Below are 22,097 nucleotides of genomic sequence, written 5' to 3'. Positions count from 1 at the left end.
GCCGCCGGTCCCTGTGGCCTGCCCTGCCCGGCCGCCGGCCCCACCTTCGAAAGGCATGTCCCCATGAGTACGCCCGCCTACCGCGTCGGCCTGATCGTCCCCAGTTCCAACACCACGATGGAGACCGAGATCCCGGCCATGCTCCGGGCCCGTGAGAGGATCCGGCCCGAGCGGTTCACCTTCCACTCCGCCCGCATGCGCATGCAGCAGGTCCACCCCGACCAGCTGTCCGCGATGGACGCCGCCTCCGACCGGTGCGCCGTCGAGCTCGGCGACGCCGACGTGGACGTCATGGCGTACGCCTGCCTGGTCGCGATCATGGCGCAGGGCAAGGGGTACCACCGCACCAGCCGGCAGCGGCTGTCGGCCGCGGTCGCCGGGGCGGTCGGGGACCGCGAGGTGCCGCCGGTGCTCTCCTCGGCCGGCGCGTTGTCCGAGGCGCTGGATCACCTCGGGGCGAAGCGGATCTCCGTGATCGCGCCGTACATGAAACCGCTGACCGCGATGGTCTGCGACTACCTGGAGGCCGAGGGACTGCGGGTGCACGACGCGCTGAGCCTCGAGGTCCCGGACAACCTCGATGTCGGCCGCCTCGACCCGGCGCGGCTGCCCGAGTTGGCGCGGAAGGTCGACACCAAGGGCGTGGACGCGCTGGTGCTGAGCGCCTGTGTGCAGATGCCGTCGTTGCCCGCGCTGCAGCGCGTGCAGGACGCCTTCGACGTCCCGGTGGTCTCCGCCTCCTCCGCCACCGTGTGGAGCATCCTGCGATCCCTCGGCCTGGAGCCGGTCGTCCCGGACGCGGGCGCGCTGTTGGCCGGCGGGACCGCCTGAGGAGAGCGACTACCCGTGACGGCCGGTGGTCAGGGCCGCGAGTCGTTGAGCGGCAGATCTCGGTGGAAGACGGCCATGGCCCGGCCGGGGCCGCTGTAGTCGTCGTGACGCGAGTGTGGCATGCGGCTGCGGGTTCACCTGTTCGGGCCAGGTGCCGCGTCACGCTCGCGGTTCATCCGCGGGCCGGGGTGAGCCGGCTGTCGTCCAGGAAGGGGAAGCCGCGGCGCGCGTACGACGCCCGTGCCTTGCCCGGGCAGGAGGCCACGAGCCTGCCGCCGCCCCATTCTGTTCGGAGGCGGTAGGCCCGTGGCGCGACCGTACTCCGTCAGCCGGCCTTCTGTGTGAACTCGCTCGTGTACGTCTTCTCCAGGTCGATCGTGGCGTTCTTCAGGTTCGGGTTGAAGGACTTGAGCACCCGCTGCACCGTCGCGGGCCCGTCGGCCGGCATCTTGCCGTCCTTCGTGAACATCGGGAGCGTGCTCTCGATCGCCTTGGCATAGAGGCCCTCGCCGCCCTGCGCGTAGTCGCTCGGCATCTTCGCCGCGATCTCCTGCGCGCTGTGCGTGGACATCCACTCGAGGGTGCGCACCAACGCGTTGGCGAGCTTCTGCACCGTGTCCTTGTGCCCGTCGACCCAGTCGGTGTTCATGTAGAGGCACGACGACGGGTACAGCCCACCGAGTGCCTTCTTCGACCCCTCGGGGGTACGCATGTCGATGAGGACCTTGCCGATCTTCTTGTCGAGGATCTGCGCGACGGTCGGGTCGGTCGTCATGCCGCCGTCGATGGACCCCTGCTGCAGCGCGGAGATGAAGGTCTGGCCCGCGCCGACCGCGACGTTGCTGAACTTGTCCGTGGACACCCCGGCGTGGACGCCGAGGTACTTGGTGAGGAAGTCCGTGGAGGAGCCCAGGCCCGTCACGCCGAGCTTCTTGCCGGCGAAGTCCTTCGGCGACTTCAGCTCACCTGCGGCCTTGTTGGAGACGATCTCGACCTCGCCGGGAGTCTGGGCGAGCTGGACGACGGACTCGACGGACTTGCCCTTGGCCTGGAGGTCGAGGGTGTGGTCGTAGAAGCCGACGACGCCCTGGACGTTCCCGGCGACCAGGGACGTGGTGGCGTCGATACCGGCGGGCTCGCTCAGGAGCTCCACGTTGACGCCCTCGTCCTCGAAGTAGCCGAGGCGCTGGGACAGCATCGCGGGCAGGTAGATGACCTTGTCGATGCCCCCGACCATGATCTTGACCTTGGGCCCCTTGCCTCCCGAGCCGCCGCTGTCGGAGGTGCCGGAGGAGACCTGGTCGGCACAGCCGCCGAGGGCGGCCAGGGCGGCCAGGGCCGCCGTGACGGTGGTGAGCTTGGTGGCCAGGGTGCGACGGGACATGTGCGGCTCCTGAGGGCGGGGCGTACGGCGGCGGGTGGATCTAGCGGGTTTCACTGGCGGCGGGCCTCCAGCGGAAGAGCTTGCGCTCCAGGAAGGTGAGCAGGCCCTCGGCGAGCAGGGCGACGACGGCGAGGATGACCATCGCGGCGTAGACGCCGGCGGAGTTGAAAGTGCCCTGCGAGGCGGAGACGAGCAGCCCGATGCCCTTGGTCGCGCCGATGTACTCGCCGACGATGGCGCCGATCAGGGCGAAGCCGAAGCTGACGTGGAGGCTGGTGAAGATCCACGAGGTGGCGGCGGGGATGACGACCTGGAAGGTGACCTGCCGGTCGCGGGCGCCGAGGATGCGGGCGTTGTCGATGAGGTGGCGGTCGACCTCGCGGGCGCCCTGGAAGGCGTTGAAGAAGACCGGGAAGAAGACGAGTACGACGGCGGAGGCGACCTTCGAGGCCGGTCCGAGGCCGAACCAGATGAGGAAGATCGGTGCGAGCACGATCCGCGGCAGCGCGTTGAGGACCTTGATGTACGGGCCCATGACGTCGGCCAGGAAGCGGACCCGGCCGAGCGCGATACCGAGCACCACGCCCCCGGTGACGCCGACGACCCAGCCGAGCAGGGCCTCGTAGAGCGTGTACCAGATCTGTTCGAGCAGGGAGCCCTGCGGGGTGCCGTGCAGCGCCCACTGCCGGATCTGGTCCCAGACCTTCGAGGGCATCGAGAAGTTGAACGGATCGATGATCCCGGCCCGCGAGAACCATTCCCACACACCGAGGACGAACACGAGCACGGCGGCGCGGGACAGCAGGACGATGCCGCGGCGGCGGCGCGCGGCACGGGCACGCTCCTCGGTACGGGCCGACTTGGTGACGCCGCCCGAGTCCGTCACGGCGGACGACGCGGTGTCCGCTTCCGCGGTGGTGTCAGGCGACACGCTGGGCACCCCTCTCGCGGGTGATGCGGACTTCTTCGCCCAGCGACGACCAGATCTCGCGGTAGATCTCGACGAAGCGGGGTTCGAGGCGGATCGACTCGACCCGGCGTGGGCGCGGGAGGTCGATCGTGAAGACCTCCTTCACCGTGGCCGGCCCGGCCGTCATGACGACGACCTTGTCGGCCAGGGCGATGGACTCCTCCAGGTCGTGGGTGACGAAGACGACGGAGGACCCGGTGCCCGCCCACAGCTCCATCAGCTCATCCGACATGAGTGCGCGGGTCTGGACGTCGAGCGCGGAGAACGGCTCGTCCATCAGCAGGATCGAGGGGTCGTTGACGAGGGTGGCGGCCAGCGCGACGCGCTTGCGCTGCCCGCCGGACAGTTGGTGCGGATAGCGGTCCTCGAAGGCGCTCAGCCCGACGCGGGCCAGCCACGCTCGGGCCTTCTCCCTGGCCTCCGCCTTGGGTGCGCCGCGGAAGCGGGGGCCCGCCATCACGTTGGACAGCACGGTCCGCCACGGGAAGGTGGCGTCCTGCTGGAAGACGAAGCCGACCCGCTCGTCGATGCCGCGCACGGGCGTGCCGGACAGCATCACTTCACCGTCGGTCGGTTCCTCCAGGCCGCTGACCAGGGTCAGGGTGGTCGACTTGCCGCAGCCGGTGGGGCCGACGACGGCGACGAACTCGCCCTGCTCGACGGTCAGGTCGAGGCCGTGGACGGCGGTGTGGGAGGCGCCTGAGGGCGTACGGAATACCTTGCGGACGCCCCGCAGTTCGATGGCCGGGCTCGATGGGCTTGTCATGCCAGGGACGTTAGGAACAGGTGCGCGGGCTGGGAAGTTTTGGCCTGCAACCACCGCCAGTTCCCGTAAATCGCCATTCTGCGCATTGTGCCGACCGCATACGGGCGCGCTGCCGTCCGTGCTCTTCCCTGGCGGAAACAGCTGCGGTTACGGTTCGTTCGCCCCGGCGAAACGTCCGGCGCGGGGGGTGAGTTCCCGAAGGCAGGTGTCAGAAGTGGCCCGCTTGCGCATCGGCTGGCCGAGGCAGGTGTTCGCCCAGGTGCTGCTCGTGCAACTGCTGATCACCACGGGCGTCCTGTTGTTGCTGACCGGCCTGTTCCTCCAGCCGCTCCGCACGCAGCTCGACTACCAGGCCGAGCACGAAGCTTTGGCCATCGCCCAGACCACGGCGGTCGATCCGGAGATCGCCGCAGGTCTGCTGTCGAGCGGCCCCGACCCCGCCGGGCCGGTGCAGCGGCAGACGGAGCGCACGCGAAAGGCGACGGGCGCCTTGTATGTCGTGGTCATGGATCTGCGCGGGATCCGCTGGTCCCACACGGATGTGCGGCGGGTAGGCCATCGTGTGTCGACGGATCCGTCCACACCTCTGCAAGGACACACCGTCCTGGAGGTCGACCGCGGCACCCTGGGCACGTCCGCGCGGGCGAAGGTCCCGCTGCGCGACAGCACTGGCGAGGTCATCGGGGCGGTGTCGGTCGGCATCGCCTACTCCGGCGTGCAGGAACGCCTCATGGCCGCCCTGCCCGGACTGTTGCGCTACGCCGGCGCGGCCCTCACGGTCGGCGCGGGCGCCGCGTTCCTGGTGGCCCGCACTCTGCGCAAGCGGACGCACGGGGTGTCCGTCGCCGACATCGTGGCGCTGCTCTCGGAGCGGGAGGCGATGCTCCACGCGGTACGGGAGGGTGTCATCGCGCTCGACCGGCACGAGCGCGTACGGCTGGTGAACGATGAGGCTTCCCGTCTGCTCTCGCTCGAGGAGGACGCCGAAGGCCGGGACCTCAAGGAGGTCCTTCCGCCCGGACGCAGCCGCGATGTCCTCACGGGACGGGTCACCGGACGCGACGTGCTGACGGTGCGTGAGAACCGTGTCCTGATCGCCAACCGGATGCCCACCCCTGACGGCGGCGCGGTCGTCACACTGCGGGACCGCACCGAGGTCGAGTTGCTGGGCCGCGAACTCGACTCCATCAAGGGTCTGCTGGACGCGCTGCGCGCCCAGGACCACGAACACGCCAACCGCCTGCACACCGTCCTGGGCTATCTCGACCTGGACATGTCCGAGCGGGCCCGCGACTACGTCGCCGGTCTCACCCACGCGCGGCGCGCGTCAGCGGACGACATCGCGGAACGCGTCCGGGTCCCGATGGTTTCGGCTCTCCTGGCCGGGAAATCGGCCATCGCCGCCGAGCGGGGCGTGACCTTGCGCCTGTCCGATCGCAGCCAGTTGCCCAGCCGTCTGATCGACGCCCGGGACATCGTGACGGTGCTGGGCAACCTGATCGACAACGCGCTCGACGTCTTCGGGGCCCACGCCACCCAGCCCGCGGTGGAGGTCGAGGTCTTCGTCGAGGCGGACACGGTCGTGGCACGCGTGAGCGACAACGGGCCCGGAGTGCCCGTGGCACTGCGCGACACCATCTTCGAAGAGGGATGGAGCACCAAGGAGGCGCCGCACCACCGCGGTCGGGGGCTCGGTCTGGCGATGGTGCGCAGCCTGGCCGAACGCTACGGCGGCACCGCCCGCATCGCCGCCCGGGCCGGCGGCGGCGCCGTGTTCACCGTCACGTTCCCCGACATCGTCACGAGATCCGCAGCCCGCACGCAGCCCGCCCTGGTAGGAGACACACCGTGATGGACGTCCTGGTGGTCGACGACGACTTCCACGTCGCAGAGATCAACGCCGCCTATGTCGACAAGACGGCGGGCTTTCACGTCGTAGGCACTGCCCACACGGCCCTGCACGCCATGCGGATGCTGGAGAGCCGCCACGTCGACCTGCTCCTGCTCGACCACTACCTCCCCGACCGGAGTGGTCTGGACCTCGTGCGCCGGATGAGGCAGAAGGGGATGCGCAGCGACGTCATCATGGTGACCGCGGCACAGGACGTCGAGGTCGTGGAAGCCGCTCTGCGCTACGGAGTGCTGCACTACCTCGTCAAGCCGTTCACCCTGGACGGCCTGCGCTCCCGGCTGAACAGCTACACCGAGTTGCGGCGCAGTTTGCGGGACGCCGGGGCCGGAACGAGCCCGGGGCAGCAGCAGATCGACCGGATCTTCGGGACCGTGCGCACGCCGGCGACGACGGCCGCGCCGCCCGCCAAGGGCTGGTCGGGGCCCACCGTGGACCTGATCTGCCAGGTCATCGCCGCGGCTGAGCACCCTCTGTCGGCGCAGGACGTGGCGGCCCGCGCCGGTATCAGCCGCTCGACGGCCCAACGCTACCTGCGCCATCTCCAGGAGAACGGCTCGCTCCGGCTCTCCCTGCGCTACGGCGACGCCGGCCGCCCCGAGCACCGCTACGCCCGCACGGAATCACGTCGGCCATGACCCGCACGACGCGGCAGGCCGGAACAGCGGCGGCTCCCGGAACGGCACCCGTTCGAAGACCGCTCACCGACGTCGGCCCGGTCGAGGTGAAGGTGCCCCGGGACACCGCCGGCACCTTCGAGCCGCAGTCCGTGAAGGGGCGGCAGCGCACGCTGACCCGCGTGGAGGAGAGCATTCCGTACCTCTCCTTCGACGTCCAGATCCGCGAGGTCATCCGCAGCGGGAACATGGTCGAAAGCGTCAACGCCCGCATCCGCACGGCGGTCCAGGCCCGCGGCCGCTTCCCGAACGAGGCCGCCGCGCTGGAGTGCGTCTGCACGGCGCCGATGAGCCAGGACCCGACCGGCAAGGGCCGGCGCCGCTGGACCGTGCGCGGGAAGGCGCCACTGAACGCCTTCCAGGTCGCCTTCCAGACCGCCTTCGAAGGACGCCTCACCCCGCCACCAGCCACTGCATCCCCGCAGCCCAGCTCAGCCGTCGACTGGACACACCCCCGCGGCGGCGGCCTTTCGGTTTGCTCCGTCTCCCGGCTCAGGTCCGGGAGATCACCTGTCGGCTCCTGGGGGCCTGGTAGAGGCCGCGTCCGGCGCGGTGGGCGCGGGAGGTGGCGACGAGGCGGTCAAGGGTGCTGCGTACGGTGTTGATGCTGCCCGGGGTGTCGTCACGGCCGAGCGCCTGGGCGATGTCGCGGGCACGCAGCGGGGTGTCGGGGCGGCCGGCCAGCACGGCGACGACCTGCTCGGTGAGCCCGCCGGCTTCCTGAGCCGCGGCGGTGGCCGGTGCCGTCTCCGACACCGTCGTGGGCTTGGCGGCCTTGGCACCCGTGGTCTTCTTCGCCCGGCGGCGCGGCGCCGGCTCGTCGGCCGCCTTGGAAGCTGCCTTCCTGCGCGGTGCCGCGGCGGTCTTACCCGAGGAGCGGCGGGTTGCCGCCTTCGCCCGCGAAGGCACGGCGGGCTTGTCTGTCCGCGCGGACGTATCGGCCGCCGGTGCCGTTTCGGGGGTGGGCTCCTTCACCGGCTCGGCGGGGGCTTCCTGCGCCGCCGTGTCAGCGGGTGCCGCGGTCTCCGTGCGGGGCTGGGGGACCGAGGTGCCGGCCAGGGCATTGAGCGCGGTCAGGGCTTCGCGAACGGACTCCAGCCGCTCCGTCACCTGCTCCAGTTCCCGCTGCAGCGTTTGCTGATGCACTTCAAGCTGGGGAAGTTCGGCTTGGAGCATGGCGGTTGTGGTGGCAATGCTGTGGCCGCTGTTCATGGTCCGCTCCCTCTGGGGTGGGGCTGTTGCCGCAAGACATCGTCGTTGCTGTTGTGATGCAGGGTACGTCCAATGCGCGAGTTCACGGCACTTGCCCCAACACGTTACGCAAGGCGGGGATCCCGTACACGGGTGGAAGTACAGCGCCACCCACCCGATGAACGCACTTCGGGCGGAGCTTCGCGAATCTCTCGGGGTTGCGGTTGTGGACCGGTAGTTGGGCGGGACTGCTGCCGGCACCACCACCGTCTGGTCCCGGCGCATGCCGGCGATTCGCGCGGGGACTGCGGTGTGCCCCGGGTCCATGGAATTCAGGTGGCCCGGGACCGCACCGTCCCGGGTTCGTCCGCGGAGTCCCCCGGGTGCACACCCGCGCACACCGGAATCCGGCGGCGCCGCCCCCGAAACGCCCGGCAGTGCCTTCCCTCCGTGCGACCGGTCCGCGGCACCGGGCAGAATGGGGGCGATCACCAACCCCCAGGAGACGGACCACCCATGGAATTCCGCGACGACGTGGATCTTGATGCCTCCCAGGTCGATGACCGCGGCAGCAGCGGCGGCGGCATACCCGGAGGCGGGCTCACCATCGGCGGCGGCCTCGTCGGCGTCGTCGTCCTGGTCGTCGCCATGTTCCTGGGCGTCAACCCGACCAATCTCCTGAACGGCGGCGGCTCGGACTCCGCCGCCTCGCAGCCGGGCGAGAACCTGAACGCGAAGTGCCGCAAGGGCAGCGACGCCAACCAGTCCGAGAAGTGCCGCGTGGTGGGCGTCGTCAACAGCATCCAGAGCTACTGGCAGAGCGCCCTTCCCGAGCACTTCCAGCAGACCTACAGCAAGGCCGGAACCACCCTGGTGTCCGGCACCTGGAGCACCGGATGCGGCCGGGCCACCTCCGCCATGGGCCCGTTCTACTGCCCGGCCGACCGCGGCGTCTATCTCGACCTCGGCTTCTTCCAGGAACTGGAGGACCGCTTCGGCGCCAAGGGCGGGCCCTTCGCGCAGGCGTACGTCATCGGCCACGAGTACGGACACCACGTGCAGAACCTGCTGGGCACCATGGACCGCGCCGGCCGGGACCGTACGGGAGCCGACAGCGGTTCGGTCCGGCTGGAACTCCAGGCCGACTGCTATGCCGGGGCCTGGGCCAAGAACGCCGTCACCACCGGCTTCTTCAAGGCGCCGTTCACCGACTCCGACATCCGCGAGGGCATCGACGCCGCGGAAGCCATCGGCGACGACCGCATCCAGGAACGCACCCAGGGCCGTGTCGACCCGGAGAGCTGGACCCACGGCAGCTCGCGGCAGCGGGTCCACTGGTTCACCACCGGGTACACCACGGGTTCCCCGGCCCGCTGCGACACCTTCACCGGCGCCGTCTGACCGCGCCGCCGGGCCCCCGGCCGGTTCTCTCCCGGGTCCCACGGCCGTCGCACCTCCTGAGCCGGGGTGGCGTCCACGACGTCCCCTGTGATCAGGCCCCGCGCGTCGGCCCCGGCCGGCGGCTGTTCCAAGATCCGCTTACCGGCGCCGTCGCGCTGCCGGCGCAGGACCAGTTCGTAGACCCGGCCCCTGGTGCCCCCTGCCGCTCCGGCACGCCGCGCCACGGGGCACCGGGCCTGGCACGCCACCGTGTGCCGTCCAGCAACGGCCGCCGGGTCCACACCGGGGGACGGCCCGGCCTCTCGCCCAGTGGCAGCAAGGGCTCAAGCCGGGCCCGCTGTTCGTCCGTCGGATCACCCCCTCAGGGCGGTTGATCGCTCACGACCAGGGCCGGCTCTCGCGACACGCCCTCATCAGTCGATCCAGACGACAATCCCGGTCAGGCCGGTGAGCACCGCCGCGGCGCCGGCCCGTACGGCGCGCCCGGCCCGTTCCGAGGTGAAGCTGGCCGGGTCGTACGACGAGGACATGCCGAGTCCCTCGCCCCGGAACGAGGCACCGGTCCAGTCGGCGGCGGTGACGTTCGCCGTCGGCTCGGCCAGCTCGGCGCCGACCACGAGGAACTGCTGGTCGAGGTGGTGGGGCGTGACCAGGGCCAGGGGGTCGATGAGGTCGTTGCCGGCGGTGACGATCAGGTCGGGCCGCATGGCGATCGCGTCGCTGATGCGCGGGACGAACTCGTCCGGTTTCGTGGCGGTGACGGTCCTCAGGTCGGCGCGCACCTCCTCGGCCCATTCCTTCACCGCGCTCACCAGCGTCCTGGTCTGACGGTCTTCGCCCGCGGTCAGCAGCACCACGCGGTAGTCCTCCGATGGCCGCAGTTCGTCCCAGGAGCCGGGCCGCGGCGTGATCGTCGCCTCCGGAGTCGGTGGTGCCGACGGCTCGACGAACCCCGCGCCGAGGGTGCCGACGGCGCTCGGCTTCGGGCGCGGCCGGGACCAGTCGTCGCCCGAGCCGCATCCGCCGACCAGTACGGCGGTCGCCACTGCCGCGACCAGCGTGCGGGCGGGCAGAAGCCGAGAGCGCATGGGAATCGTCCTCCGTTGTGGTGTGAGTGCGCCTACTTCCTACCTCATGGCGTGCGGTTTTCGGCCAGTGAGCCGACTTGTCCGAGCCTGCTTCCGCCTCGGTTCGCGCACGCGCCACCGGTGGTTCATCCGGGTCCAGCAGATTCCGTGCGCCGACCGAAGAGGAGTCCCATGTTTTCCGCAGCCGGGCGTCGCGCCTGCGCCGCCGTCATCGTCGCGGCCGTCCTGCTCAGCGCCGTGCCGGCGCTCGCCCACGGGTTCAGCTCGACCGTGTACGCCGGTCTCACCGCTCCCGAGGCGGGGCACGTCCGTGCCGAACTCCGGCTGGAGTACGACCTGCTCGTCGTCTCCGCCGCCGACCACGAGAAGGACGATCCGCTGTTCCGGGCGGGTACCGCGGCGTTCGACGACGGCGGCGCGAAGGACCAGGCGGCGGCGCTCGACGACCACGCCGACTCGGTCGTCGCCTATGTGACCCGGCGCTTCGGCGTGACGACCGGGGGCCGGGCGTGCACCCCGGTCCAGGACGGCGGCTTCACGATCGAGCGACGTGAGGGGGTTCCGTACGCCCTGCTGGTCATCGACTACCAGTGCCCGCCGTCCGCCGAGGCGCACGAGGTGCGCAGCGGGCTGTTCCCGGACTCCGAGGGCTATGTGCGCGACACCAAGACGATCGTCACCTACGACCTCGACCTGACGTCCGGGAGCACGGCCCTCGACGCCGAGCACCGGTCGTTCTCCACCGGGCAGTCCGGGGCCGAGCGGTCCTGGACCTTCTTCCGGCTCGGAGCGGAGCACCTGCTCACCGGGCTCGACCACATCCTGTTCCTGCTGGCGCTCGTCGTCGGTTCGCGCCGGCTGCGCGAGATCGTGCTGGCGGCCACGACCTTCACACTGGCGCATTCGGTGACGTTCGTACTGGCCGCCCTGGGGCTCGTGCGGGTTCCGGAGTGGTTCGTCGAACCCGTCATCGCGCTCTCGATCGCGGTGGTCGCGGGCTGGCACCTGTGGCGGCTGTGGCGACGCCGGTCCCACGCCACCGACCTGGGGACGTCCGACCGCGGCCGGCCCGGCCTGGACCGCGCGGGCTGGACGCGGCTCGCGGTGGTGTTCGGCTTCGGCCTCGTGCACGGGCTCGGCTTCGCCTCCGCGCTGGGCATCGACCAGTCCCGGTCGTGGACGCTCCTGTGGTCACTGCTCGTCTTCAACGTGGGCATCGAAGTCGTGCAACTGGCCATCGTGGCGGCCGTCTTCCCCGCCCTCGCCCTGCTGCGCAGGCGCCGGCCGGCCGGGGGGCTGTGGACGACGGCGGCGGTCGCGGCGGGTGTGTCCGTCATGGGCCTGGTGTGGTTCGCGCAGCGGGTGTTCGAGAGCTGACGGCAGTCGGTCTTCGGGTAAGCGGAACGGTTCGCTTCACCCTGGTTCATCAGGACGTCACGCGCTCATGTGACTTTTACCAGGTTCTTATGCCACCCCCCAGCTCTCGAACGAACGGAAGCCGATGAAGCTCGACAAGGGACCCCAGAGGACTGGGCTCGTCCGTCGCCGGATAGCCCTGAGCGCCACCACGGTGCTCCTGGGTGTGACCACGACCCTCGGCAGCGGTCTGACGACCGAGGCATACGCCGAGACCTCCTCGGCGCCCACCGGAATCGTCCTCGGAGTGGGCGCCAACGCGTCGCAGCGCGTCGTGTCCTGGTACACCCCGACCGACTCGGCCCAGGTGGTCCAGGTCGCCCCGACCTCCGCACTCGTGGCCGGCGAGTTCCCCGCGAACGCCGTCACCTTCCCGGCCACCGTCGCCGCGAACAGCGTCAACGGCGGCTACAACGGGCATGCCACGATCGACAGCCTGCGCACGAACACCACGTACTCCTACCGCGTCGGATCCCAGGACGGCTGGTCCCCGACGTACTCCTTCAAGACGCAGGAGTTCAAGGGCGACTTCGACTTCCTGTTCTACGGCGACCCGCAGATCGGTGCGTCCGGCAACGTGGACAAGGACGGCGCCGGCTGGAAGGACACGCTGGACGTCTCCCTCGCCGCCAACCCGAACGCCGAACTGCTGGTGTCGGGTGGTGACCAGGTCGAGCACGCCAACGCCGAGCCGCAGTGGGACGCGTTCCTCGCGCCCGACAAGCTGCGCCAGTACCCGTGGGCCGCCACGATCGGCAACCACGACGTCGGCGGCAAGGCGTACGAGCAGCACTTCTGGACGCCGAACACCGACCGCTCCGCGCCGTACTACAACGGCAGTTCGGCGACCCGGTCGGGCGGCAACTACTGGTACACGTACAAGGACGTCCTGTTCATCGACCTGAACAGCAACGCGTACTCCAACGGTTCCGACGCCGCGCACGTCGAGTACGTCAGCGACGTCATCAAGAACCACGGTGCCGATGCCAAGTACACGGTGCTCGTCTACCACCACGCGATCTACTCGCCGGCCGCCCACGCGAACGACAGCGACAACAAGCAGCGCCGTCAGGACTTCCCGACCGCGTTCTCCAAGCTCGGCGTCGACCTGGTCCTGCAGGGTCACGACCACGCCTACTCCCGCAGCTACGTGCTCAAGAACGGCAAGAAGTCGCACCCGGGCGAGCAGCCCGGTGCCGCCCAGGTGGCCCAGGGCCCGGGTGGCGTCATCTACGTGACGGCGAACTCCGCGTCGGGGTCGAAGTACTACGGCCTCACCGCTCCCGACACGAACAAGGACCCCAACTTCGGTCCCGACCCGCTGAACCCCAAGAGCCACTGGGCCAACTCGGTGGAGAACCAGGAGCACGTCCGCACCTACGTCAAGGTCCAGGTGCGCGACAACAAGCTCGTCGTCGAGAACCTCCGCAGCGGCACGTGCGTCGCACCCAACGCCGCCGTGGAGCTGAACAAGGTGAAGTGGTGCGGCCCGGACAACGGCGCCGGCCCCGCTCAGCCGGTCGGCTCCCCCGTCGACAGGGTGGTGATCCACCCCTACCGCGGCAAGGGCTGGGACCAGCGCGCCGACGTGGCCACCACCGCCCCGGACACGTCCGACTGGCTCCAGTAGCCGACCCGGACGCCGGGACACCGACGCCGACCGTGCCCGGCCGTTCCGGTCCGCTCCACCGGTGGGGCGGGTACCGCCGGGTGCCCGCCCCACTCCCGTTCCGCCCTCACCGCCCCGACTCGTCCGAGGACCCTCAGATGCGCCCGACCAGACCGCGTACCACCACTGCCGCCACAGCCCTCCTCCGGTCCGCCGTCGTGGCCCTGCTCGCCGTGCTCGCCGTCCTCGGAACGGGCGCCGGACCCGCGGTGGCGGCGGACGGCGACGTCTCCTGGGCCGTGAGGACGGCCTCCAACGACTTCGGTTCCGGCCGGCCCAACTACGGCTACACCGTCAATCCCGGCGGGCACGTCGAGGACGCTCTCGTCGTGGTCAACCACGGCACCACACCGCTCCGGCTGGCCGTGTACGCCGCCGACGCGTTCACCGACGAGGCCGGCAGGCTCGACCTGGTCGCCGAGGACGCGAAGTCGACACGCGTGGGTGCGTGGGTCCGTACGGACCGACCGGACGTGACGGTCCGGCCCGGCGGGTCGGTCAAGGTGCCGTTCACGCTCACCGTGCCGCACGACGCCGCGCCCGGCGACTACATGGGCGGCATCGTCACCTCGCCGGCGGACGGCGACGATACGGGCCGCCGCCTCGGCATCCGGATCCGGCTGCGCGTGGGCGGCGCGCTCGAGCCGAAGCTCGCGGTGCGGGACCTGCGCGTGCGGTACTCGGGGACGGCGCATCCGTTCGGCAAGGGAGACGCCACCGTCACCTACACCCTCCACAACACGGGCAACACCATTCTGACGGCACGTCAGACAGTGTCCCTGTCCGGCCCGTTCGGGGCCATGACGGCCCGCGCAGGCCACATCGACGACTCGCCCGCGCTGCTCCCCGGCCAGACCTGGAAGGTCACCGTGCCGGTCCGCGGCGTGGCTCCCGCGCTGCGGTCGACGGGGACGGTCACCCTCGTCCCGCTCCTCACCGACGCGTCCGGCTCGGTCGCGCCGCTCGCCGGTGCGAAGACCACGGCCCACGCCTGGACCGTTCCCTGGACGCTGCTGCTCTGCCTCGTCGCCCTGTGCGCGTCGGTGGCCGCCGGCTCGGTTCACCGCAGCCGCCGCCGTCGGGGCGGGGCGTCGACCGCGGTCGCGCCGACCGAGGCCGAGGGCGGTCACGGCCCAGGCCGGGAGGCGGAAGGCGCCGTCGCGCATGTCGGAGCGCTCGACCACGACGCTGGGTCCGGAGCCCGCGGAAGCCGGTGACGGATCACCCGGCCGAGTGCGGTACGGGGCCGGCCGCGGCCGGACCCCCGTGTCGCAGCGGGGCGAGGCCGACGTCGGGCTTCGGACCGTACGCCCTGGGCGGGATCAGCGGCCGGCGGTGGCTCGACGGGACCGCCGCGGGACACTGCCTCGGGTGCGGACGCCGTTGCCGGCGGGTCAGAGGTCGAGTACCAGCCGGGGCGTCTTCGACCGGCCGACGCAGATCATCATGGTCTTTCCGCGCTCCCGCTCCCGTTCGCTCAGCAGCGTGTCGTGGTGCTCCGGGACGCCCTCCAGCACCGGGGTCTCGCAGGTGCCGCAGAAGCCCTCCTCGCAGGAGGACATCACCTGTGGTGCCACCTCGCGGATCGTGTCGAGGATCGAGCGGTCCGGCGGGACCGTCAGCACCTGGCCGGAGCGGCGCAGTTCGACCTCGAAGGCGCTCGCCGGCACCGGCGCGTCGCCCGGGGCGCCGGATCCGCCGGAGTCCGCGGCCGACCTGGCGGTCACCGGGGCGCCGAAACGCTCGAAGTGCAGTGCGAAAGCGGCCCCGCTGTCGTGGTGGCGCTGCTGGACGGCGGCGAGCAGTCCCTCAGGTCCGCAGCAGTAGACGGCCGTGTCCGGCTGGACATCGGCGAGCAGCGCGTCGAGGTCCAGCGGCCCGCACTCGTCCTGGGGTACGAACGCGATCCGGTCGGGTCCCAGCGCCCGCAGCTCCTCGGTGAACGCCATGGACGACCGGGACCTGCCGCCGTATGCCAGCCGCCAGTCCCGTCCCCGGGCGTTCACTTCCCGCGCCATCGCCAGAATCGGCGTGATGCCGATGCCGCCCGCGATGAAGAGGTGGTGCTCCGCCTCGACCAGCGGGAAGCGGTTGCGGGGCCCGCGGACGGAAACGGTCCGGCCGACCAGGGCCGTCTCGTGGACCTCGCGGGAGCCGCCGCGGCCGTCGCCGACCAGCAGCACGGCGACCGTGTAGCCGTGCCGGTCCTCGGGGCTGCCACAGAGTGAGTACTGACGGACCAGGCCGGAAGGCAGCACCAGGTCCAGGTGGGCGCCGGGGCGCCAGGGCGGCAGCGGAGCCCCGGACGGGTCGACCAGGCGCAGCGAGAGCACGCCGTCGGCCTGCCAGGTCGTGCTCCGCACCAGTAGTTCGCGTACCGCCTCGCTGCCGTCGGCGCTGCGGTCGGCTGGGGCGTCGGCGGCGGCGAGCGGCGCCGGGGGAGGGTTCAACACGTCGGTCATCGGTATCGCAATCGTGACGTCGGGCCGTGGGCGGTTTCTGGGGGCGCGGGGTGACTACGGGGCTGCCGCGGGTTCGCGGGCGCCACCGCGCAGGACGTCGAGGAAGGAGGCGGCCAGCGCCACGCCGCGTACCACGACGAGCATGTCGGTGGCCTCGCGCAGGGCGGCCATCGCGGTGTTGCCGCGCGGGGTGTCCCAGTTCTCCGAGCCGACGATCAGGGCGGCTATCAGTGCGCCCCGGGCGCGGGCGGCGTCCGCCACCGCGTGGCAGAGCGCCGGTGACACCTCCGCCAGGTCGGCGGCGAGCAGCACCACCATGTCGGCCCCGTCCACCAGGGCGTCGACGCCGAGTCCGGTGGCCGGCGGCCGCCAGCCGTCGCGGTGCAGCGGCGCGCAGGCGAGCCTGGCGGCGGCGTGGCCGGCCGGGGCCGGTTCGGTGACGCCGTGCACGGTCATCACCCCGTCCAGGCCGCGGCCGGCGAACGCCTCCTGGGTTCGTACGGCGTCGGCACCGAGCGGCACGACGAGGACGTTCGCCTCGTAGGAGCGCCGTGTGCTGTTCATCGGTCTTCCTCTCGCTCTTGACCAGGTGCCGGCCGCGGGTCGGCCCACGGCCGGACGACGACGTGCGGGGTCTGCGGCCCCGTCCCGGCCGCCAGCCGGTCGAGCGCCGGGCCGACCTCGTCCAGCGGCAGGTGGACGGTCGGCACCTTCGCCAGCGCCGCTCCGGCGGTGGCCAGGAGCCGGATGCTCTGGGTGACCCGCTCGGGGGCCCGGCCGCGCACCCCGCGGACGGTCGCGGTGAGCCGGGTCAGCAGCCCGGTGTCCAGAGGGGAGGAGGCCGCCCCCTTGCCGCCCGCGACGACGATCCGGCCTCCGTGGGCGAGCAGCCCCAGCGCCCCGGTGGCGGTCGCGGCCCCGGAGCCGGTGAGGTCCAGGACGACGTCGGCCATCCGGCCCCCGGTGAGGCGGGCGACGTGCTCGTGCAGCGCGGTGCCCGAGTCCGTCGCGCCCGTCTCCCCCGGCCCCGGCCGGCCGGGTTCCGCGTGCGGGTCCCGGGGCCCGGAGTCCGACGCGGTTTCGGTGAGTTCCACGGTGTCCGCCCCCAGGTCCGCGGCGATCTCCAGCCTGGCGCGGTCGCGTGCCAGCCCGGCCACGACGACCGTGCCGGCCCCGCCGTGCAGGGCGGCGGTGACAGCGGCGAGCCCGTGGTGGCCCGGCCCCAGGATCACGACCGTCTCGCCCGCCCGGAGCTCTCCGGCGCCCCGTACCCAGTCGAGCGCGTTGGCCAGCGGCAGTGTCCACGCGGTGAGCTCTTCCGGTACCTCCTCCGGCACCGGGTGGACGACGGCCTCCGGCGGCAGGTACAGGTACTGGGCGTTGCCGCCCCACAGCGAGGGTTCCTCGTCGGCCGGGACGAGACCGACGCGGCGGCCCCCGTGCCACAGGTCGGTGCGCGGGCAGAGCCGGTAGCGTCCGGCGGCGCACTGCCCGCAGGCCCGGCACGGCAGGTACTCCTCGATCACCACCCGGTCCCCGGGGGCGACGCCCCAGCGGCGGGCAGCGACATCGCCGATCTCGGTGATCCGGCCGTGGACGTGGTGACCGAGGACGGTCGGCCGGGCGACCCCGTCGGCGTACAGGGAGACGTCGGTGCCGCAGACGCCGCTGGCCTCCACGCGCAGCAACCCGCTGTCCGCACCGCTCGGCGGCAGTGGGAAGGAGCGGACTTCGGTGCCGCCCCCGGGCAGGGCCACGGCGGCCAGGGCGGTGCGGGCAGTGGCCGCCGTCATCGCCGGAACCTCCGGCGCTTGGGGGCCGGCGGTGCGGCCTGGCTGTTGTCGACCTCTTCGCGGAGGTGCTGCCAGATGTCGTAGACCATCTCGCCGTACTCCGGTTGCTGCCGCAGTTCGAGGACGTGCCGGGGGCGTTCGAAGGGGACGTCGAAGAACGCCTTGGCGCGGCCCGGCCGCGCGGTCATCACCATGATCCGGTCGCCGAGGGTCACCGCCTCGTCCACGCTGTGCGTGATGAAGACGACCGTCTTGCGGGTCTCCTCCCAGATCCGCAGCAACTCCTCCTGGAGCAGTGTCTTGTTCTGCTCGTCGAGTGCGGAGAACGGCTCGTCCATCAGCAGGATGTCGGGGTCGTTGGCGAAGGCGCGGGCGATGGAGACGCGCTGGCGCATACCGCCGGAGAGCTGGTGCGGGTAGCAGTCGGCGAACTGGGTCAGCCCGGTCTTGGCCAGGTAGTGGCCGACCGTTTCCTGGATCCGGTCCTCCGGCACGCGGCGCATGCGCAGCCCGTACGAGGCGTTGTCCCGGACGGTCATCCAGGGGAAGAGGGAGTCGCCCTGGAAGACGAGGGAGTTCTCGGGCCGGCCGGCGGTCGGCCCGCACACCTCGACGTGCCCGCTGGTCTCCTCCTCCAGCCTGGCGAGGATGCGCAGCAGGGTGGTCTTGCCGCACCCGCTGGGGCCGACGATCACGAAGAACTGGCCCCGTGGGATGTCCAGGTCGAGTGCGTCGAGCGCGGTGACCACGCTCCCCTGGGAGCGGAACTCCTTGCGCAGGCCGCGGGTGGCGATCTTGATGTCGGTGGGCGGGGCGGCCGTGGCGGCGGAGGTGTCCACGGCGGTGCCCGGTTCCGTGCCCGGCAGCGTGGTGATGCCCTTCTGGTTCGTCATCGGTCGGCCTTCCAGGGGGTGATGGCGCGGGCGATCGAGCCGAGTAGCAGCGACATGGCGTACCCGATGAGGGCGATGACCAGCAGGCCGACGTACATCGTCTCGACGGAGTAGAGCTGCCAGGCGTTCCAGATCATGAAGCCGAGGCCCGACTCGGCCCCCACCATCTCGGCGATCGCGATCAGGATCAGGCCCAGCCCGGCGCCCAGTTCGACGCCGGTCATGATGCTGGGCATGGCACCGGGGACGGCCACGGTGCGGAACACCTGGAGCCGCTTGGCGCCGAAGTTCTTCGCCACGTCGTAGTAGATCGGCTGGATCTGGAGGACCCCGGCAGTGGTGTTGAGGATGACGGGGTAGAACACGCCGATCGCGACCATGACGACCTTCGACATCTCACCGAGTCCGAAGACGAGCAGGATCAGCGGCAGCAGCGCGCTCTTGGGGATCGGATAGGTGCCCGAGACCAGCGGCGAGAGCGCGGCCCGCACGCCTCGGCTCAGTCCCATGACGACGCCCAGCAGCAGGCCCGGCACCAGGCCGAGCCAGAAGCCGAAGAAGAGTCGCCGCAGGCTGGCCCAGGTGTGGCCCCACAGCTCACCGTTGGAGATCGACTCGATCATGCGCTGGAAGATGTCGCTGGGCGCGGGGAAGAACCGCGCGTCGATGGCGCCGGCGCGGGCGAGGATCTCCCAGACCAGCAGAAGCGCCAGCGGGGTGACGACGGCGAGGAGGCGGTCGCGCTGCCGAGGGCTGATCCGGCGCTCGCGCCGGACGGGCGGGCCCCCTTCGGGAACGGCCCCCGGGGCCGGGCTGGTGGCGGGGGTCGGGGCGGACGTGGCTGGAGGGGACATGAGCACTCCTTCGGGGCCGGGCCGGTGGTGGCCCGGGCCTTGTGTGACAGAGGGCGCCGCCGGCCCGGAGGGCGCGTGGCCCGCGGCGTCTGGTGCCTGCGGTCGCGAAGCGCGGGGATGGCCTCGTACGGGGCGTACTCGGACCGGCCCGGCGACGCGGCTGCGGGCGGTTCCCGGTGGTGGGCCGGGGTTGTGCGTGCCGGGCGGGGTGGAGCCGGGGGGGCAGGGGCCGGGGTGTGTCGTCCGGTCTCCGCGGAGGTCCGAACGACGCCCCGGCTAGGAGCCGGACTTCTCGTAGGGGCCGAGTTCCTTCACCGCCGCCTCGGCGAACGAGGTGTCGACCAGCTCGTCGACGGAGGCCTTGCCCTCCATCCAGCCCTGCTTCTTGAAGAACTCGTAGTCCTGGCGGAGGCTTTCGACGTGGACGTTGCCGTCCGGGTGGACGTAGTTCGCCACCAGCGACTGGTACAGCTTCGGTTCGATGCCGGTGGCCTTGCTGACGATGCGGACGATCTCCTCGGAGCCGTCGCCGGTCACCTTGCCGTCGGACATCGCGGCCGTGTAGTCACGCGCGCCGCGCAGGTAGGCGGTCATGAAGCAGGTGCCCACCTGGCTGTTCTTCTCGGCGAAGGCGTCGCCGTAGAGCACGACGGCCAGTTGCTGGTTGTCGTAGTAGTCGGGCGGGGTGGCGAGCCGGACCGCGAAGCCCTGCCTCTCGGCGATGCTCGCGGAGGGCTCGGTGGTCAGCCCGGCGTCGATGGCCTTGTTCTGGTAGGCGGTCACGTGCTCGGCGAAGCCCAGGTACTCGTGTTTGACGTCGTCGTAGTCGAGTCCTTCCTCGCCGAGCATGACGGCGGCGGTGCTGGAGGTCGCGGTTGCCTGCGCGGGCTCGGCGAGCTTCAGGCCCTTCAGGTCCCGGATGCTCTTGACGCCGCTGTCGTAGAGGTCCTTGCGCACCATCAGCGGCATGTAGCCGTGGTTCTCGGGCATCGACCCCTTGTCGGCGACGATGCGCAGCTTCACGTCCCGGGCCACGGCGTTGTAGAAGCCGGCGGAGGGGGCGCCCGCCCCCACGTCGAGCTGCCCGGCGCCGAGCGGGGCGATCATCTTCGCCGCCGAGTCGAACGGCAGGAAGCGGACCTTCAGCCCCTGGTCCTCGAAGTACCCCTTCTCCTCGGCCACGTAGAACGGTGCGTCGCTGGCGCTCTTGGTGACCCCGACGCGCACCGTCTGGCCCGCGCAGGCGCCCCCGCCGGAGGCGGCCTCCGTGGAGCCTCCGGCGCAGCCGGTGGCCAGCAGCGCCAGGGAGGCCGTGGTGGCAGCCGCGGCGGTCCTCGCTCTCCGCGTGGTGCGGCCCTTCACGGGCCCGCTCTTGTCTTTCACGCCCAGTTTCCCTTGTCTGTCGAGTCGGTCGGAGCGGCACCCGCTCGGGCGGCCGTGGCCGGCGGCGGGTGCCCGGTGGGGATCAGATGGAGACGAAGTCCTCCCCCGGCACGGCGACCAGGGCGTCGCGCGCGCCCTCCTGGAAGGGCACGGAGGTCGGCAGGATCATGGAGGTGGAGCGGACCCGCTGGTGCTCCGGGTCCGTGCCGGGCAGCACGGCGTCGTCGCCGCTCTCCTGGAGTTCCTCCAGCGCGGCGAGCAGCCTGCGCCGGGCCAGGATGATGCCGGCGTCGCTGGTGCCCAGCCGCTCCTTGGTGCGGTCGCAGATGCGGCCCATGCTCTCCTGAAGCGAGGCGTCCTGCATGGAGATGCCCTCCACGCCGCTGAAGCTGCGGCCCTCGCGCTGGGCCTGCCGGTCGATGAGGAAGTCGTTCTCCCGGTTGGCCACCGGGCGGTAGGTGCCGGGGACGTACTTGACGTGGATCCCGTCACCGGCGCGCATGGCCGCCAGTTCGTCCTCCCGGAGCGGGCGGGTGGGGTGGTAGTTGATGCTCCAGGCCCAGCAGTTCTCGTCGTCGATGGGGACCCAGGCGTGGCCGCCGAGCGGGTTGTGCGTGCCGAACGGCGGAATGATCGTGTACCAGGGCATGATCCACTGGGTGATCCGCCAGTAGTAGCTCTCCTCGTCGACCACCCGGCGGGCCCCGATCACCAGTCCTCCGTCGGACTCCACGACCTCGAACTTCGGCCGGGTGTCCGACTTGATGTACTGCAGGCCCTCGGTGCCGGCGTGCATCGGGTCGTCGTCGATGTTGAAGCGGTGTGCGAAGGAGACGTGGCTGGAGTCGATGCCGCCCTCCATCGCCTGGAGGTAGTTGGACTCCTGCAGGCGCTTGGAGACGAACCGCTGGTCGTCGTCGAGCACGGCCCACTCGAGTTCGGGCGGCGCGGGCTGCCGCTCGGCGGGCCCCATGTACGTCCAGATGACACCGCCGCGTTCCACACAGGGGTACGAGCGCTGCTTGATGCGGTTCTTGAAGGCCGAACCCTCCGGCTCGGACGGCATGTCGACGCAGTTGCCGTCCACGTCGTACTTCCAGCCGTGGTACGAGCAGCGCAGTCCGCACTCCTCGTTGCGGCCGAAGAAGAGTGACGCGGTGCGGTGGCTGCAGAACTCGTCGAGCAGGCCGATGCGGCCCCGCGAGTCGCGGAAGGCGATGAGCTGTTCGCCCAGCAGCTTGACCCGGACCGGGGGGCAGTCCGGTTCGGCGATCTCCTCCGCGAGCAGCGCCGGTATCCAGTAGCGGCGGAACAGGTCGCCCATCGGGGTGCCGGGGCCGGTCCTGGTGAGGAGTTCGTTCTGGTCGTGCGTGAGCATGCTTCACCTCTCTGGTGTGTTTCCGCCGAGCC

At 71.3% G+C, this 22,097-nt stretch carries 21 protein-coding genes; 8 read left to right on the top strand and 13 right to left on the bottom strand.

Annotated elements, in window-relative coordinates; translation table 11 throughout:
- Positions 1-63: 63 nt before the first annotated feature.
- Positions 64-831, top strand: coding sequence for an Asp/Glu racemase (locus tag VM636_RS27140; protein WP_030417665.1), 768 nt, complete (start codon positions 64-66; stop codon positions 829-831).
- Between the two features lie 325 nt (positions 832-1,156).
- Here the strand turns inward: VM636_RS27140 and VM636_RS27135 are convergent, their stop codons facing one another.
- The 3 genes from VM636_RS27135 to VM636_RS27125 are packed head-to-tail and all read right to left on the bottom strand — an operon-like array spanning position 1,157 to position 3,951.
- Positions 1,157-2,215: an ABC transporter substrate-binding protein gene (locus VM636_RS27135; RefSeq protein ID WP_338485920.1), complete on the bottom strand. Its 1,059-nt coding sequence runs from the start codon at positions 2,213-2,215 to the stop codon at positions 1,157-1,159.
- Between the two features lie 40 nt (positions 2,216-2,255).
- Positions 2,256-3,146: an ABC transporter permease gene (locus VM636_RS27130; RefSeq protein WP_053913181.1), complete on the bottom strand. Its 891-nt coding sequence runs from the start codon at positions 3,144-3,146 to the stop codon at positions 2,256-2,258.
- On the bottom strand, positions 3,136-3,951 hold the full coding sequence (locus VM636_RS27125) for an ABC transporter ATP-binding protein (protein ID WP_030417669.1): 816 nt from the start codon (positions 3,949-3,951) through the stop codon (positions 3,136-3,138). The genes VM636_RS27130 and VM636_RS27125 overlap by 11 nt, the downstream gene beginning before the upstream one ends.
- Positions 3,952-4,165: 214 nt before the next feature.
- Between VM636_RS27125 and VM636_RS27120 the strand changes: the two genes are divergently transcribed.
- From VM636_RS27120 to VM636_RS27110, 3 genes are read left to right on the top strand one after another with little or no spacing between them, the layout of a single operon-like run.
- Positions 4,166-5,803, top strand: a complete 1,638-nt coding sequence (locus VM636_RS27120; RefSeq protein ID WP_078855604.1) for a sensor histidine kinase — start codon at positions 4,166-4,168, stop codon at positions 5,801-5,803.
- The gene (locus VM636_RS27115) at positions 5,800-6,498 is read left to right on the top strand and encodes a response regulator (RefSeq protein ID WP_338485919.1); all 699 of its coding nucleotides are present in this window, start codon (positions 5,800-5,802) and stop codon (positions 6,496-6,498) included. The genes VM636_RS27120 and VM636_RS27115 overlap by 4 nt, the downstream gene beginning before the upstream one ends.
- Positions 6,495-7,142, top strand: coding sequence for a transposase (locus VM636_RS27110; protein ID WP_338485918.1), 648 nt, complete (start codon positions 6,495-6,497; stop codon positions 7,140-7,142). The genes VM636_RS27115 and VM636_RS27110 overlap by 4 nt, the downstream gene beginning before the upstream one ends.
- Here the strand turns inward: VM636_RS27110 and VM636_RS27105 are convergent.
- The gene (locus tag VM636_RS27105) at positions 7,030-7,749 is read right to left on the bottom strand and encodes a hypothetical protein (protein ID WP_338485917.1); all 720 of its coding nucleotides are present in this window, start codon (positions 7,747-7,749) and stop codon (positions 7,030-7,032) included. The two genes, VM636_RS27110 and VM636_RS27105, sit on opposite strands and share 113 nt — an antisense overlap.
- A gap of 495 nt (positions 7,750-8,244) precedes the next feature.
- Here VM636_RS27105 and VM636_RS27100 point away from each other — a divergent pair, with 495 nt between their 5' ends.
- Positions 8,245-9,129 carry a neutral zinc metallopeptidase gene (locus tag VM636_RS27100; RefSeq protein WP_338485916.1) on the top strand — a complete coding sequence of 295 codons (885 nt, stop codon included), beginning with the start codon at positions 8,245-8,247 and terminating at the stop codon, positions 9,127-9,129.
- Between the two features lie 91 nt (positions 9,130-9,220).
- Here VM636_RS27100 and VM636_RS27095 read toward each other — a convergent pair whose 3' ends face one another.
- Entirely contained in the window at positions 9,221-9,448 is a 228-nt protein-coding gene (locus tag VM636_RS27095; RefSeq protein ID WP_078962586.1) for a transposase, read from the bottom strand.
- 94 nt (positions 9,449-9,542) lie between these two features.
- The gene (locus tag VM636_RS27090; RefSeq protein ID WP_338485915.1) at positions 9,543-10,217 is read right to left on the bottom strand and encodes a hypothetical protein; all 675 of its coding nucleotides are present in this window, start codon (positions 10,215-10,217) and stop codon (positions 9,543-9,545) included.
- Positions 10,218-10,388: 171 nt separating this feature from the next.
- Between VM636_RS27090 and VM636_RS27085 the strand changes: the two genes are divergently transcribed.
- The 3 genes from VM636_RS27085 to VM636_RS27075 all read left to right on the top strand — a co-directional run bounded on the left by VM636_RS27085 (position 10,389) and on the right by VM636_RS27075 (position 14,519).
- Entirely contained in the window at positions 10,389-11,594 is a 1,206-nt protein-coding gene (locus tag VM636_RS27085; protein ID WP_338485914.1) for a HupE/UreJ family protein, read from the top strand.
- A 124-nt stretch (positions 11,595-11,718) separates the two neighbouring features.
- Positions 11,719-13,263 (top strand): metallophosphoesterase family protein, encoded by a 1,545-nt coding sequence (locus VM636_RS27080; RefSeq protein ID WP_078962587.1) that lies wholly within the window; start codon positions 11,719-11,721, stop codon positions 13,261-13,263.
- Between the two features lie 137 nt (positions 13,264-13,400).
- Complete coding sequence (locus tag VM636_RS27075; protein WP_338485913.1) at positions 13,401-14,519, top strand: DUF916 domain-containing protein; 1,119 nt, start codon at positions 13,401-13,403, stop codon at positions 14,517-14,519.
- A gap of 177 nt (positions 14,520-14,696) precedes the next feature.
- Here VM636_RS27075 and VM636_RS27070 read toward each other — a convergent pair whose 3' ends face one another.
- From VM636_RS27070 to VM636_RS27040, 7 genes are all read right to left on the bottom strand, one after another.
- Positions 14,697-15,764, bottom strand: a complete 1,068-nt coding sequence (locus tag VM636_RS27070) for a PDR/VanB family oxidoreductase (RefSeq protein WP_078855607.1) — start codon at positions 15,762-15,764, stop codon at positions 14,697-14,699.
- Between the two features lie 54 nt (positions 15,765-15,818).
- Positions 15,819-16,328, bottom strand: a complete 510-nt coding sequence (locus VM636_RS27065; RefSeq protein WP_338485912.1) for a hypothetical protein — start codon at positions 16,326-16,328, stop codon at positions 15,819-15,821.
- Positions 16,325-17,557 (bottom strand): alcohol dehydrogenase catalytic domain-containing protein, encoded by a 1,233-nt coding sequence (locus VM636_RS27060; RefSeq protein ID WP_051821122.1) that lies wholly within the window; start codon positions 17,555-17,557, stop codon positions 16,325-16,327. Before VM636_RS27060 ends, VM636_RS27065 begins: the two co-directional genes overlap by 4 nt.
- Positions 17,554-18,450, bottom strand: coding sequence for an ABC transporter ATP-binding protein (locus tag VM636_RS27055; RefSeq protein ID WP_078855608.1), 897 nt, complete (start codon positions 18,448-18,450; stop codon positions 17,554-17,556). Before VM636_RS27055 ends, VM636_RS27060 begins: the two co-directional genes overlap by 4 nt.
- Entirely contained in the window at positions 18,447-19,304 is an 858-nt protein-coding gene (locus VM636_RS27050; protein ID WP_078855609.1) for an ABC transporter permease, read from the bottom strand. The genes VM636_RS27055 and VM636_RS27050 overlap by 4 nt, the downstream gene beginning before the upstream one ends.
- A 276-nt stretch (positions 19,305-19,580) precedes the next feature.
- Positions 19,581-20,687, bottom strand: a complete 1,107-nt coding sequence (locus VM636_RS27045; protein ID WP_199809316.1) for an ABC transporter substrate-binding protein — start codon at positions 20,685-20,687, stop codon at positions 19,581-19,583.
- 82 nt (positions 20,688-20,769) lie between these two features.
- Complete coding sequence (locus tag VM636_RS27040) at positions 20,770-22,065, bottom strand: aromatic ring-hydroxylating dioxygenase subunit alpha (protein ID WP_053913188.1); 1,296 nt, start codon at positions 22,063-22,065, stop codon at positions 20,770-20,772.
- Positions 22,066-22,097 lie beyond the last annotated feature (32 nt).

Source organism: Streptomyces sp. SCSIO 75703 (genome assembly GCF_036607905.1).
Lineage (GTDB): Bacteria > Actinomycetota > Actinomycetes > Streptomycetales > Streptomycetaceae > Streptomyces.
This window is presented reverse-complemented; position numbering and strand designations above follow the sequence as displayed.